The following is a 13,674-nucleotide window of genomic DNA, read 5'->3' as shown; positions in this document are numbered from 1 at the left end:
GGCGGCGATAGGCGCGTATGCGGAACGAACGGGCGGGCCGGGCGGTTCTGACTGGGCATGGCATATCGTCCCGTTCCCGACTTTTCATGGCTAAGGCCCGATCCTCACGGGATTTTCGTGGAACCGTGCAACGCGTGGATCGACCCGTCGAAACCGGTTCAGACCGCGCTGGTCACCCACGGCCATGCCGATCATGCGCGCGGCGGACACGGCAAAGTCGTCGCGACTCGGGAAACGCTGGCGATCATGAACCTGCGCTATGGCGGCGCGCAGGACGAAGTGGCGGTGCCGCTGCGCGATCCGGTGGACCTGGGCTGCGGCGTGACGGCAACTTATTTCCCGGCGGGGCATGTGCTGGGCAGCGCACAGGTCCTGCTGGAACATGCGGGCGAGCGGGTGATCGTGACCGGCGACTATAAGCGCCGCCCGGACCCGACATGCGAGCCGTTCGAAGTCGTGCCCTGCGACGTATTCATTACCGAGGCGACCTTTGGCCTGCCGGTGTTTCGCCATCCGCCGATTGCGGGCGAAATGCAAAAACTGCTCGACGCGCGCGATGGGCGGCCAGACGGCTGCGTTGCCGTCGGGGCCTATGCATTGGGCAAAGCGCAGCGGGTCATCTGCGAAATTCGGCGGGCGGGGTACGATGCGCCGATCTATCTGCATGGCGCGCTGGAGAAGATGTGCGGGCTCTATGAGGAACTCGGCGTCTCATTGGGCGAGTTGCGCAGCGCGACGGGAATCAAGAAGGACGAACTTCGGGGCCAGATCGTGCTGTGCCCGCCCTCGGCACTGAATGACCGGTGGAGCCGGCGGCTGCCCGATCCGGTTACGGCCATGGCCAGCGGCTGGATGCGGGTGCGGCAACGCGCGCGGCAACGGAATGTCGAACTGCCGCTCGTCATTTCCGATCATTGCGACTGGGACGAACTAACCCAGACGATAACCGAGGTCGATCCCGCCGAGACATGGGTGACGCACGGGCGTGAAGAGGCGCTGCTCCGCTGGTGCCAGCTGAACCAGCGCCGCGCGCGGGCGCTGGCGATGGTGGGGTACGAGGATGAGGACGACTGATGCGCGCCTTCTCGCAGCTAGTCGACCGGCTGACTTATACGCGCAGCCGCAATGCCAAGCTGGACCTGATCGCGGATTACCTGCGCACCACGCCCGATCCCGACCGGGGGTGGGCGCTGGCGGCCCTGACCGGAGCATTGGATTTTCCGGCAGTGAAATCGAGCACGATCCGGGGCCTGCTGACCGAGCGGGTGGATCCGGTGCTCTATACGCTGAGCCGCGATTACGTCGGCGACACTGCGGAGACTGCCAGCCTGCTCTGGCCCGCGCCTGATGGCGAAGCGCCGAGCGACGAACCCAGCTTGTCCGAAGTGGTCGACTTGCTGAACGCCATGACCCGCGCGACGGTGATGGCCGAATTGCCCAAGCTGCTCGACCGGCTGGACGCCAACGGGCGCTATGCCCTGCTGAAATTCGCCACCGGCGCGATGCGGATCGGGGTGTCGGCCCGACTGGCACGCGTCGCTTTTGCGCAGGCGTTCGATGTCCCGGTCGACGAGGTGGAGGAGTACTGGCACGGGGTCGAGCCGCCCTATCCCACGCTGTTTGCATGGGCCGCCGAGGGGGCGGACCCGCCGCGCACCGATCTCGTCCCGCTGTTCCGCCCCTTCATGCTGGCGCACCCGCTGGAGGAGACGGTGGTGTCGATGGACGACTATGCCGCCGAGTGGAAGTGGGACGGCATCCGGGTGCAACTGGTCCACGTAAACGGTGAAACCCGCGTCTATTCCCGCAGCGGCGACGATATTTCCGCGACTTTCCCCGAAATGGCTGAGGCGCTGGATTTTCCCGCCGTGCTGGACGGCGAATTGCTGGTGCGCGGCACGCATCAGGGCGGTGAAGAGGGCGGCGCGGCCAGTTTCAACGCGCTCCAACAGCGGCTGGGGCGCAAGACGGTGTCGAAAAAGATGCTGCGCGAGGCTCCCGCTTTTGTCCGGCTCTATGACGTGCTGTTGCGAGATGGCGAGGATTTGCGCGAACTCGGCTGGGCCGAACGGCGCGGGCATCTGGAAGCGTTGATCGATCGGCTAGATCCAGAGCGGTTCGACCTGTCGCGCCTGATCGAGGCCGAGACCTTTGACGATCTTGCCGCCATCCGCGAAGGCGCGCGCGACGATGCGATCGAGGGTGTGATGCTGAAGCGCCGCGATGCGCCCTATGTCGCCGGGCGGCGCACCGGGCTGTGGTACAAGTGGAAGCGCGATCCGCTGCTGATCGATTGCGTTCTGATGTATGCGCAGCGCGGCAGCGGGAAGCGGTCGAGCTTCTATTCCGACTTCACCTTCGGCTGCTGGGACGGCGATCCCGATGCCGGGGCCGACCTTCTGCCGGTGGGCAAGGCCTATTTCGGATTCACCGACGAGGAGCTGAAATGGCTAGACCGCCATGTGCGGCAGAACACGGTCAATCGCTTCGGCCCGGTGCGGGAAACGGACAAGTCGCTGGTGCTGGAAGTCGCTTTCGATTCCGTTCACGAGAGCAAGCGGCACAAGTCGGGCCTTGCCATGCGTTTCCCGCGCATCCACCGCATCCGATCCGACAAACCCGCGCATGAGGCGGACCGGATCGACACGCTGAAAGCTATGGTGCGAGATTGAGATCGCCCGATATGTCATTGAGGATGCGGTCGGCAATTCGCCCCGCCGCGCGCCCGTCGCCGAACACGGTGCTGGGGGTGGGCATGGGGCGAGACAGTTCCCACCGCGCTCCGGCGAGCAGCGCCTCTGCATCGTACCCCACCAGCCGTGCCGATCCCGCCGCAATCGCCTCGCGCCGTTCGGTCACATCGCGCAGGACCAGCACCGGGCGGCCTAATGCGGTCGCTTCTTCCTGTATCCCGCCGCTGTCCGACACGATCAGCCTCGCCGCGCGCATCAGGCGCACGAAAGCGAAGTAGTCCAGCGGATCGGTTAGCGTGACGCGTGGCACCCCGCCCAGCCGCTCGCGCAAGGGCGCGCTTTCGGAACGGGGGTGGAGCGGCAGGATCAGTTGCACGCCCTCGCTCTCGACCAAAGAAAGCAGCCCCGCCGCGATCCGCCGCATCGCCGTCTCGTCCGCCTCGCGCCGGTGGACGGTGGCCAGCACGATGGGGCGGCCTTGCGCGCCCTCGATCAACGACCCAGCCGCTGTGCCCAGCGCAGAATCGGCATCCAGCCGCGCACAGGCCCAGTGCAGCGCGTCGATCACGGTATTGCCGACGGTCTCAATCGCACCTTCGGCCACGTTCTCGCACCGCAAGGCGGTCGCCGCCGCCTCGGTCGGCGCGAAGTGCCAGCGGGTAATCGGCGTGACCATCCGGCGATAGCCTTCCTCTGGCCACGGGCGCGCCAGATTGCCGGATCGCAAGCCCGCCTCGACATGCGCAATCGGGATATGGCGGTGATACGCCGCCAGCGATGCGGCCAGCGTCGTGGCGGTATCGCCTTGCACCACGACCGCTTTCGGATCCTGCCGGTCTATCGCCGCGCCGATCGTGGTGATCATGCCCGACAGCAACCGCCCGATGTCGTTCCCCGCCGGTCGGTCCAGCGCCTCTTCCGGCAAAATTCCCGCCGCATCCAGCAGGTCGCGGCCCATCTCGGCATGCTGGCCCGAATGGCAGAACCGCATGGCATCGCCCCGCCGTTCGCGCATGGCCAAAGCCACCGGCAGCAGCTTTATGATCTCTGGCCGGGTTCCGGCCACGATCAGGACTGACACGAAAAACGACCCCTTGATCCGCGCTTGCCACCGGTTTTCCTCGACCGAACAGGGGTTTGCAAGCCCGCTTCGCACTTTTCGCGCGATTCTTGATCGGCATCAACGCGGGTCGCACCGTTTGCGGGCATCGCCCAACATGGATGAGACCGAATTGGGAGAAGAGAACGAAATGACCACGGTGCGCGAACCGACAACCCCTTACGAGGCGCTGGGCGGGGCGGACACGTTTCGGCGGATCGTCGACCGGTTCTACGACCTGATGGATAGCGAACCGCGCTTTGCCGAGTTGCGCGCGATGCACGCCGCCGACCTTGCCCCGATGCGCGAGGCGCTGGCCAGCTTTCTGGGCGGCTGGGCCGGGGGACCGCGCGACTGGTTCGAAGCGAACCCGGGCCGCTGCATGTTCTCGGTCCACGGCGAATTCCCCATCGACGCGACAACGGCGGGCCAATGGGCCGATGCAATGAAACAGGCGATTTCCGAGGCCGATATGCCCAGCGCAGACCTTGCCGCCCAGCTGAGCCAACGCCTGACCGCGATGGCCCGGGCAATGGGAGCGAACTAGGAGGCGCGACCTAAAGCGCGATCCGCAACACCTTGTCCCGCGCAGTCTCTCCGCGGACCAATTCGACGCGCGCCGGGGCGATGCCAAGCGCCTTGGCGACCAGCTTTACGACGGCGCGGTTAGCCTTGCCGCCCTCTGGCACAACGGTGACGCGGGCACGCAAGGTGCCGTTCTCTATCGTCAGCGCCTCTGCCCCCGCGTTCGGCGTGACGCGAAGGGGCAGCAGATCGTCGCTGATCAGCGCGCGAATGGCTTCTGCCGGGGGTAGCGCTGGCTTGGCCCGCGCCATGGATCAGGCCGAATGCGCGTCCACCGCCCGCTTATGCTCGTGTCCGTTCTCGACATAATGGGCAATGCCGGTTTGCATATGCGACAGCTGTTGATCGTTCAGGTCGCGCATATATTTCGCCGGACGCCCTGCCCAAAGCTGCCGCGGGCCGATGGTCTTGCCGCCAGTCAGCATCGCGCCCGCCGCCAGCATTCCGTCGCTTTCGATGGTCGCCCCGCTCATCACGATGGAGCCGAGCCCGACGAAGGCGCGATCCTGCAAGACGCAACCGTGCACCATCGCCATATGGCCGATCAGCACGTCCTCTCCGATGATTGTCGGAAAACCGTCAGGGTTGGCTTCGTCGGGGCTGTCGCAATGGACCACGCTGCCGTCCTGAATATTGCTGCGTGCACCGATCCGCACCTTGTTGACGTCGGCACGGATAACGCAGTTGTACCAGATGCTGACATCGGCGCCGATCTCGACATCGCCGATGATCCGACAACCGGGCGCGATAAACGCGCTGTCGTGAATTTTCGGCGTCTTGCCCGCGTAGGGCAGGATGGTGGTGCCGTTATGCTGAAGGGGGGCACGGGCGGTCATTTATGGCTCCAGTCGGTAAGTTACGTGGCTTTCCAGCGGGCAGCCCGCCGGAACCGCGGGATGGTCGAAATCGTGACCTTCCCAGTAAGTCATGCCCAGCCGCTTCATCACGGCCTGGCTGCGATGGTTGGTCGTGGCGGTGATCGCGTAAATCGCTTCGCCCGGATCGGTTCGCTGCAAGTGCGCGATGGTCGCCCGCGCGCCTTCCGTGGCATAGCCGTGGCCCCAGGCATCCCAAGCCAGCCGCCAGCCTATTTCGAGCATGCCCTCGATAGCCGGAACGGCAGAGCGGATCCCGCCAATAAATCCGATCACCTGCCCGTCCGCCTTGCGCTCTGCGGCCCAGAAAGTTCGGCCCTGTTCCTGCGCGCGCTGGTCCAGCCGCTCCATCAGCGCCGCGGTCTGCTCCCGCGTCATCAGCGGGCCGAGCGTGGCCATAACCTTGGGATCGCAGCCCATCGCGTGCATCGCGGCGAAATCCGCCGGATCGCCCAGACGCCAATTGCGCAAGATCAGCCGCGCGGTCGTGGCGATGGCATCAGCCACCCATCAACCGTGCCGCGACCGGCGCGTGATAGGTCAGCACCCCGCTGGCCCCGGCGCGCTTGAACGCGGTCAGCGTTTCCATGACCAGCGGCTCTCGCTCACCCGCGCCTGCGGCCACCGCCGCCTCTATCATCGCGTATTCACCGCTGACCTGATAGGCGAAAGTCGGCACGCCGAATTCCTCGTGCACGCGGCGCACGATGTCGAGGTAGGGCAGGCCCGGCTTTACCATCACGCTGTCCGCGCCTTCCAACAAGTCCAGCTCGACCTCGCGCAGGGCCTCGTCCCCGTTGGCAGGGTCCATCTGGTAGGTTTTCTTGTCGCCTTTCAGTAATCCGCCCGACCCGACCGCGTCGCGGAACGGGCCATAGAACGCGCTGGCATACTTCGCGGCATAGGCCATGATCTGGACGTTGTGGTGGCCCTGATCCTCCAGCGCCTCTCGGATCACGCCGATGCGCCCGTCCATCATGTCCGACGGGGCGACGATGTCTGCGCCCGCCGAGGCCTGCACCAGTGCCTGTCCGACCAGCGCATCGACGGTGGCGTCGTTGGCGACATAGCCGTTGTCGTCGATCAAACCGTCCTGCCCGTGGCTGGTATAGGGGTCGAGCGCCACATCGGTCAGCACGCCAAGATCATCGCCCACCGCATCCTTTATCGCACGGATGGCCGTACACACCAGGTTCTGCGGATTGTGCGCCTCCGTCCCGGTTTCGTTGCGCAAGGCGTGCGGCGTATTCGGGAACAGCGCGACGCACGGGATGCCCAGCGCCACTGCTTCCCTAGCGCGGTCCGCGATTGCGTCCACCGACCAGCGCGACACGCCGGGCAGAGATCCGACCGGTTCCTCAACCCCGCGCCCTTCGGTCACGAACAGCGGCCAGATCAGGTCTGCCGGGGTCAGGACGGTTTCGCGGTAAAGCGCGCGGCTCCACGTTGTGGCACGGGTGCGGCGCAGGCGAAGATGGGGATACTGGCTCATAGCCTGCGCCTCCTGCCCCTTTTTCGCGCGTGGGGAAAGGGGTGGCTTAAGGCCGAAACTTTCAGGAGGGCGCGTTGGACAAGCGGTCGATCTCGCGCACTTCCTCAACCGGCTTGTCCTCCGGCTTGACCAGAGGCTCCAGCGCTACGCCCGGCTTCACCTTCTTCAGCTCGCCCAGCCGTGCGCGGAAATCGCGCAGCTCGCTATCCGACAATTGCGCCCGGATCACGAACTGCACCGACAGCGGGTCGACATGCTTGCCGTTGCGGTACAGTTCCCAGTGCAGGTGCGGCCCGGTGGAAAGCCCGGTCGATCCGGCATAGCCGATGACCTGCCCGCGCTTTACCCGCTGGCCGCGCGATACGGCAAAGCGCGACAGGTGGGCATAGCCCGATTGCAGCCCGCCGCCGTGGTTCAGCTTGATGAAGTTGCCGAACCCGCCATTGCGCCCGGCGGAGGCGACCGTGCCGTCGGTAACGGCATAGATCGGCTGGCCGGTGCGAGCGCGGAAATCGACGCCCGCGTGCATCCGCTTGTACCGCAGGATCGGGTGCCGCCGCATGCCGTACCGGCTGGTGATCGCACCGTTCGTGGGCATGACAAGGCCCGACCGCTGCTCCCCCGCGCCGTCGGCGTCATAGAACTTGCCGTCCTTGCCCCAGCGCATCATCTGCGCCTTGGCCGTGCCCGATCGCGACAGCCCGGCATATAGCACGTCGCCCACCTCGACCTCGCCGGTCTCGGCCCGTTTATAGGCGATGATGATGTCGAAATTGTCCGCCGCGCCGACTTCGCGATCCAGATCGATCGCCTCGTCCAGCGCCTTCAGGTACTGCTGCACTGACCGCGCCGGAGCACCTGCCGCGCGGGCCGAACGGTAGAGGCCGGACCCGACCTTGCCGGTGATGCGCAGCGGCGTATCATCGACGCGGATCACCCGCTGTTCCAGCGCCAGCGGACCGCCTTCGCGATCCACGGTCAGTTGCAGGTCGAACCGCGCACGGAAGGTCAGTTCCTCCAGCGGGCGCGGCTGGCTGGGCGCTGCCCGGCGGCCCAGTGTCATGCGGAAACCGGTGCCGCCGGCTATGTCGTCGATCGGGAAGGCGCTGGAAATCAGTTCCTCGGCCCGTGTCGCGTCTGCCTGTCCAACGCCAGCGCGGCGTAGCATCGCGGCCAGCGAGTCGCCTTTGCCGTAGGTCGCGGTCAGTTCGATCATCGGGCGTTCGGGCGCGCTGGCCAGCGGCACGACCAGCCGCGACGGGCCCATGCGCTTGCCGGTATCGGCCCCCAACGCCAGCGGGGTGATCATCTGGCTGCGGTATTCGTCACGCTCCACTTCGGTCAGCCGCGTATCGGGTGCCGCCTGAACCGCGTTGAAATCAGGCCAGAGCGCCAGCGCCAGTGCGATCAGCACGAGCATGAAGGCAAGGCTGCGATACCAGCGGGGCGATCCGATGCCGTCGGCAAGGTCGGAAACCCAAGGCTCTTCCTCGCCTTTCTTCAACCCAAACTGGCGTAGCACGGTCGCGAAGTCGCGCCGTTCCGCCGCATCGGCGTCGTCCTCGATGGGCACGCGCGCACGGGCTGCCGGATCGGTCATCCGTGCCGCTCCATCCTTGCCTTTCGGCAGGCCTGGCTGTCCGTTCTGGTCATGCCCCGTCCGTATCGCACCTGTGACTGGCCGAAATCATGCTTGCCGGGAAGTTTACAATTGGCTGCATCCACATGGGCACGCGACGAAATGCCGCAAACCTGCGACGAATTGCGCCGATAACGAAGGCGGTGATGACAGGTGGGCCATCCCTTGCCGCGCCCGCCCGGCGATGCCACATTGATCGGGTCATGGATCGCAACCAGTCCGGCGGGACCCTGAAGGCCGTTCTCGGCCCGACAAATACCGGCAAGACCCACCTCGCCGTCGAACGGCTTTGCGCGCATTCCAGCGGACAGATCGGCTTTCCCCTGCGGCTTTTGGCGCGCGAGGTTTACGACCGTGTCGTCGCCATAAAAGGGCCCGAACGCGTCGCACTGATTACCGGAGAGGAACGGATCGACCCGCCCGATGCGCGCTGGAAGCTGTGCACGGTAGAGGCGATGGACCGCGACGCGGACCTCGCCTTCTGCGCGGTGGACGAGGCGCAGCTGGGCGCGGATCGCGAACGCGGGCACGTCTTTACCGATCGGCTGCTGAACGCGCGCGGGCGGGACGAGACGATGATCCTGGGCTCGTCGACGCTGACCCCGATGGTCGAAACCCTGCTGCCCGAAGCAGAGATCGTCTCGCGCCCACGCTTTTCGACGCTGAGCCACGCCGGGGCGCTCAAACTGTCGCGCCTGCCGCCCCGCAGCGCGGTCGTCGCGTTCAGTGCCGAGGAAGTCTACACCGTGGCCGAAATGCTGCGCCGTTTTCGCGGCGGCTCGGCAGTGGTGATGGGCGCACTGTCGCCGCAGACCCGCAACCGGCAGGTCGAACTGTTCCAGTCGGGCGAGGTCGACTACATCGTCGCCACCGACGCCATCGGCATGGGCCTGAACCTCGATGTCGCACATGTCGCCTTCGCCGGATTGGCCAAGTTCGACGGACAGCGCCGCCGTCGGCTCACCGTTGCCGAAATGGCCCAGATCGCGGGCCGCGCCGGGCGGCACCAGCAGGACGGGACGTTCGGCGTGCTGGCCGGGGAAAAGGGCGCGGAATTCACCGAGGACGAGATCTATGCGATCGAAGAGCACAAGTTTCCGCCGATCGACAAGTTGATGTGGCGCGACGCGCGGCCCCGGCTGGACAGCATCGACACGCTGATCGCCGATCTGGAAGCACCGCCGGACGATCCCGCGCTGGCGCCCGCGCCCGAGGCGATCGACCTTGCTGTCGCGCGCATCCTCTCCGAACGCGCCGACGTCCGCGCGCGGGCCAAGGGCAAGGCGATGGTCGCGCGGTTCTGGGAAGCATGCTCGCTGCCCGACTTCCGCTCTCTGGGCGCGGAAAACCATGCCCGCTTCGTGGCGCGGCTGTGGGAAGACCTGTCGCAAGGCACAGGGCGGCTGGGGCACGACTACGTCGCGGGCATGATCGCACACCTCGACGATGCGCGCGGCGATATAGACACCTTGCAGGGCCGCATCGCCGCGATCCGTTCGTGGGCCTATATCGCGCAGCGGCCGGACTGGGTGCTGGACCGCGAAGACATGGCCGAACGCGCCCGCACGGTCGAGGCTAAGCTGTCCGACGCACTGCATGAGCGGCTGACCGAACGCTTCGTCAACCGGCGCACGGCGGTACTGATGAAGAAGCTGGGCGGCGATGCGGCGTTGTTACCGGTGTCGCAGGGCGAAGGCGGCGCGGTGCTGGTCGACGGGGAAGAGATCGGGCGGCTTGACGGATTTGCCTTCCACGTCGATCCGCAGGCACGACTGGAAACGCGGCGGCTTTTGCTCGCAGCGGCGGAGAAACATTTGCCGAAGTTACTTGACGAGCGCGCGGCGGCGATGCTGACGGATTGCGAGAACGGCGCGGAAACGCTGGCGTGGAAGGATGGCATGATACGCTGGCAGGATACGCCGGTCGCCAAGCTGATCGCAGGCAAGCGTTTGCTCGAACCGCGTATCGCGCTGGAGCCGGGGCTTGCCGCCCTGTCGCCCGCGTGGCGCGGAAAGCTTGAAGGTGCGCTGCAGGCATGGCTCGACAAGGCCGTGGCGCGACGGTTGAGGCCGCTCATGCGCCTGACCAAGGCAATGGAAGACGGCGAGGCCGGGCCGGAACTGCGGGCGCTGCTGATCGCGCTTGTCGACCGCGGCGGTTCCGTGGCGCGGCGTAATTCGGCGGTCGAAAAGCTCGATCCCAGTCGCCGCGCATGGCTGCGCCGCATGGGTGTGCAAGTGGGCGCGCTGGACATTTTCGTACCAAACATGGCGAAGGGCGGCGCGCTTGGTGCTTGGTCCGAACTGGCCACGCTGGCAGGGATGCAGACGCCCCCGTTGGCCGAGAACCTGCCCGCCACGCGCGATTCGCAAGGTCCGGTGCCGCTGTTCTATCGCCGCGTCGCCAGGCAGGACCTGCGCGTCGATCTGGCCGAACGCCTGCTCCACGCGGTGCACCAGCGCCGCGATCGCTGGGCCGGGGCACCGCGTCGTCGTGGCAAGTCCAGCGAGACGCCGCGCTTCGCACTCGATCCCAGCATGGCGCTTTCGATGGGGCTGACCACGCGCACGTATGCAGAGCTACTGCGGCACGCCGGGTTCAGCGCCACCCCGCCGCAAGCGCTGGCCGAGGGCGCTTTCGGCCCGCCCGAGCCGCCGCTCTGGCGCTGGAAACCGCAGCAGGCGCAGCATCGCGCGCCACCCGATGCAAGGCGCGGCGGTAAGCCCCCCGCCCGGCCCAAGGTTGCAGAAGGCAATCCCTTTGCCGCGCTGGCGGATCTGATCCGTTGACCCCCGGCGATCCGACCCGCGAAACCGCGCGGATCGATCGCCTGTTATGGATGTTGCGGCTGAACAAGACGCGCAGTGCGGCGCAGGCGCTGTTGTGCGAAGGCCATGTCCGCATCAACGGCCGCCGCGTCATCCGCTGTTCGCAACCGGTGCATGCCGGTGACGTGCTGACCCTGCCGCATGATGGCGGCGTGCGCGTCATCCGTGTCCTCACCCTGCCCGCCCGCCGCGGGCCACCGACGGAGGCGCATTCGCACTACGAAGAAATTGAAAGCGTTTCGCAACAAGCCTGACCGGCTTGACGCGGGCGAAGTCACATGCATAGCACCAGGGCCATACACACCTGAGACCGCGCACAAACACCAGCGGTCAGCACTACGGGGAAGTTAGAAGACATGACCTACGTCGTCACCGATGCCTGCATCAAATGCAAATACATGGATTGCGTCGAGGTTTGCCCGGTCGACTGCTTCTATGAAGGCGAGAACATGCTGGTCATCAACCCCAGCGAGTGCATCGATTGCGGCGTTTGCGAACCCGAATGCCCAGCCGAAGCCATCCTGCCCGATACAGAGAGCGATCTGGAAAAGTGGCTTGAGCTGAACACCAAGTATTCCGCCGAATGGCCGAACATCACGGTGAAGAAGGATTCGCCCGCTGATGCCGACGAGCACAAGGGCGAAGAGGACAAGTTCGACAAGTACTTCTCGGCAGAGCCCGGCGAAGGCGACTGATCGCGGCGGGGCTGAAGGCTTACCGCTGAGGCCCCGTTCGACATAGAATTCGGCGCCCTGCGCACGGTTATTGCGAACGTTCAACATACGATTCGCAATTTCGGTCATTTTATGGTAAAACCTGCGGCAAGCCGGGTGACGAGTGGTCCCCGGTGTCGTCAGGAAAGGCGATTTCCCTAGAAGGCGTAGTGAAAATCTGGCCGAACGTTTTTCGGCACGGTTGTCAGTCGCGCTTTTCTCGACAGGGTGGCGGCTCCCTCGCTGCGCCCCGCCGAAACGGGAAAAAAGCGCCATAGAAAGGACAATGCATGACTGCCAAGGCTCCTGCCTTCGACGTCGGAGACTATGTCGTTTACCCCAAGCACGGCGTTGGCCGCGTGATCGAACTGCAAAGCCAGGAAATCGCCGGCATGCAGCTCGAACTCTATGTGCTGCGGTTCGAAAAGGAACGCATGACCCTGCGCGTTCCGATGAACAAGATTGAATCGATCGGCATGCGCAAACTGTCTTCGGACAAGACCCTGCGTGAGGCGATGGACGTTCTGAAATCGAAGCCCAAGGTAAAGCGCACCATGTGGTCGCGCCGCGCCCAGGAATACGAAGCGAAGATCAATTCGGGCGATCTCGTGTCGATCGCCGAAGTGACCCGCGACCTGTTCCGCGCCGACGATCAGCCGGAACAGTCCTATTCCGAACGCCAGATCTTCGAAGCCGCATCCAGCCGCCTTGCGCGCGAACTGGCTGCGATGGAAAAGACCGACGAACCGGCCGCACTTACCAAGATCCTTGAGATCCTGAACGAGTACGCGCCAAAGTATTACGAGCAGACTGTCTGATATTGCAGCATTTTCTGCCGTAACCGTAAAAGGGCCGCCGGGGAACCGGTGGCCCTTTTGCTTTGCGCGGGTCGCGCGTGCCCATTGTCGTTGGTCGATGTGAGCCGACGTTCCGTCGATGGGGGACGGTCCATACCTTGTATCGACGCGCACAGCTCTGTATTAGTGTGTTAATACACAACAGGAGCAACCGATGTCCTCTCCCTTCGCCGGCCTTGGCCGCACCCTCGCATCGCTCGCCGGGATGGCGCTGGCCACCGGTCTTGCCGCCTGCAACGCCGAGAATATCTCGATGGGCGGAAAGCAAGGCGTTCCACTGGAAGATCTCGACATCAGCGGCGCCCCGCCGAAAACTGTGGCGATGGCCGGGCCGGATACCGTGATCCTGCGCGAAGGCGATACGCTGGCAATCACCGTCGATGGGTCCGACGCAATGAAGGCCGCGATGCGCTTCAGCCTTTCGGAAATCGCGCGCAGCAAGGACGCGCCCGAAGACGAGACCGCAACGGTCAACGTGACGATGCCCGCACCCGAAGGGCTGGTCATGGCCGGATCGGGCCGCATCCGGGCCGCATCGATGGCGCCGACCGCAAAAGTTACCATCGCGGGAAGCGGCGATGTCGACGCCAGTGGGATCGATGCCGAATCGCTGAAAGTCAGCGTTGTCGGCAGTGGCACCTTCAAGGGCAGCGGCAAAGCCGAGCGACTCGACCTGAACATCGCAGGAAGCGGCGATGCGGCGATGGATACGCTGGAGTTTGGTGGCGCGGATATCGCAATCACCGGATCGGGTCGCGGCGCGTTCCGTTCGGACGGAGACGTTTCGGCCAAGATCGTCGGATCGGGCAAGGTCCGCGTGATCGGGCGGGCGAACTGCTCGGTCAAGGCCGTGGGATCGGGCAAGCTGGTCTGCGAAGCCGCCTGAATTGCGA

14 protein-coding genes are annotated in these 13,674 nt (G+C 65.4%); 8 read left to right on the top strand and 6 right to left on the bottom strand.

From position 1 onward, the window contains the following. The first annotated feature begins 57 nt into the window (after positions 1–57). Both AB433_RS16495 and AB433_RS16490 read left to right on the top strand, forming a co-directional pair. Positions 58–1,074, top strand: coding sequence for a ligase-associated DNA damage response exonuclease (locus AB433_RS16495; RefSeq protein WP_047822561.1), 1,017 nt, complete (start codon positions 58–60; stop codon positions 1,072–1,074). Further along, positions 1,074–2,672, top strand: coding sequence for a cisplatin damage response ATP-dependent DNA ligase (locus AB433_RS16490; RefSeq protein WP_047822559.1), 1,599 nt, complete (start codon positions 1,074–1,076; stop codon positions 2,670–2,672). The genes AB433_RS16495 and AB433_RS16490 overlap by 1 nt, the downstream gene beginning before the upstream one ends. On the opposite strand, the gene wecB is transcribed toward AB433_RS16490, so the two are convergent. Next, positions 2,656–3,774, bottom strand: a complete 1,119-nt coding sequence (wecB, locus tag AB433_RS16485; protein ID WP_169749377.1) for a non-hydrolyzing UDP-N-acetylglucosamine 2-epimerase — start codon at positions 3,772–3,774, stop codon at positions 2,656–2,658. The genes AB433_RS16490 and wecB overlap by 17 nt on opposite strands. A gap of 136 nt (positions 3,775–3,910) precedes the next feature. Between wecB and AB433_RS16480 the strand changes: the two genes are divergently transcribed. After that, positions 3,911–4,339, top strand: coding sequence for a group II truncated hemoglobin (locus AB433_RS16480; protein ID WP_245626696.1), 429 nt, complete (start codon positions 3,911–3,913; stop codon positions 4,337–4,339). A 10-nt stretch (positions 4,340–4,349) separates the two neighbouring features. Here AB433_RS16480 and AB433_RS16475 read toward each other — a convergent pair whose 3' ends face one another. The 5 genes from AB433_RS16475 to AB433_RS16455 all read right to left on the bottom strand — a co-directional run bounded on the left by AB433_RS16475 (position 4,350) and on the right by AB433_RS16455 (position 8,344). After that, positions 4,350–4,628 (bottom strand): DUF167 domain-containing protein, encoded by a 279-nt coding sequence (locus AB433_RS16475; RefSeq protein ID WP_047822557.1) that lies wholly within the window; start codon positions 4,626–4,628, stop codon positions 4,350–4,352. Between the two features lie 3 nt (positions 4,629–4,631). Then, complete coding sequence (locus tag AB433_RS16470; RefSeq protein WP_047822555.1) at positions 4,632–5,213, bottom strand: gamma carbonic anhydrase family protein; 582 nt, start codon at positions 5,211–5,213, stop codon at positions 4,632–4,634. Then, positions 5,214–5,759 carry a GNAT family N-acetyltransferase gene (locus AB433_RS16465; protein WP_047822553.1) on the bottom strand — a complete coding sequence of 182 codons (546 nt, stop codon included), beginning with the start codon at positions 5,757–5,759 and terminating at the stop codon, positions 5,214–5,216. It abuts the gene before it with no gap. Continuing rightward, a complete protein-coding gene (hemB, locus tag AB433_RS16460; RefSeq protein ID WP_047822551.1) occupies positions 5,752–6,744 on the bottom strand; it encodes a porphobilinogen synthase in 993 nt (330 codons plus the stop codon). The genes AB433_RS16465 and hemB overlap by 8 nt, the downstream gene beginning before the upstream one ends. Before the next feature lie 61 nt (positions 6,745–6,805). Then, complete coding sequence (locus AB433_RS16455; RefSeq protein ID WP_156170863.1) at positions 6,806–8,344, bottom strand: M23 family metallopeptidase; 1,539 nt, start codon at positions 8,342–8,344, stop codon at positions 6,806–6,808. Positions 8,345–8,586: 242 nt separating this feature from the next. Here AB433_RS16455 and AB433_RS16450 point away from each other — a divergent pair, with 242 nt between their 5' ends. From AB433_RS16450 to AB433_RS16430, 5 genes are all read left to right on the top strand, one after another. Beyond that, the gene (locus tag AB433_RS16450; protein ID WP_047822547.1) at positions 8,587–11,172 is read left to right on the top strand and encodes a helicase-related protein; all 2,586 of its coding nucleotides are present in this window, start codon (positions 8,587–8,589) and stop codon (positions 11,170–11,172) included. Continuing rightward, a complete protein-coding gene (locus AB433_RS16445) occupies positions 11,169–11,465 on the top strand; it encodes an RNA-binding S4 domain-containing protein (RefSeq protein ID WP_260181959.1) in 297 nt (98 codons plus the stop codon). Before AB433_RS16450 ends, AB433_RS16445 begins: the two co-directional genes overlap by 4 nt. Before the next feature lie 102 nt (positions 11,466–11,567). Then, the gene (gene fdxA, locus AB433_RS16440) at positions 11,568–11,906 is read left to right on the top strand and encodes a ferredoxin FdxA (RefSeq protein WP_047822545.1); all 339 of its coding nucleotides are present in this window, start codon (positions 11,568–11,570) and stop codon (positions 11,904–11,906) included. A 308-nt stretch (positions 11,907–12,214) separates the two neighbouring features. Further along, positions 12,215–12,742, top strand: coding sequence for a CarD family transcriptional regulator (locus AB433_RS16435; RefSeq protein ID WP_047822543.1), 528 nt, complete (start codon positions 12,215–12,217; stop codon positions 12,740–12,742). Positions 12,743–12,935: 193 nt separating this feature from the next. Then, a complete protein-coding gene (locus AB433_RS16430) occupies positions 12,936–13,667 on the top strand; it encodes a GIN domain-containing protein (RefSeq protein WP_053059230.1) in 732 nt (243 codons plus the stop codon). Positions 13,668–13,674: the final 7 nt, after the last annotated feature.

The sequence above is a fragment of the Croceicoccus naphthovorans genome (genome assembly GCF_001028705.1).
Classification (GTDB): domain Bacteria; phylum Pseudomonadota; class Alphaproteobacteria; order Sphingomonadales; family Sphingomonadaceae; genus Croceicoccus; species Croceicoccus naphthovorans.
The sequence above is the reverse complement of the archived record's forward strand: the minus strand, read 5'-3'. Positions and strand labels throughout refer to the sequence as shown.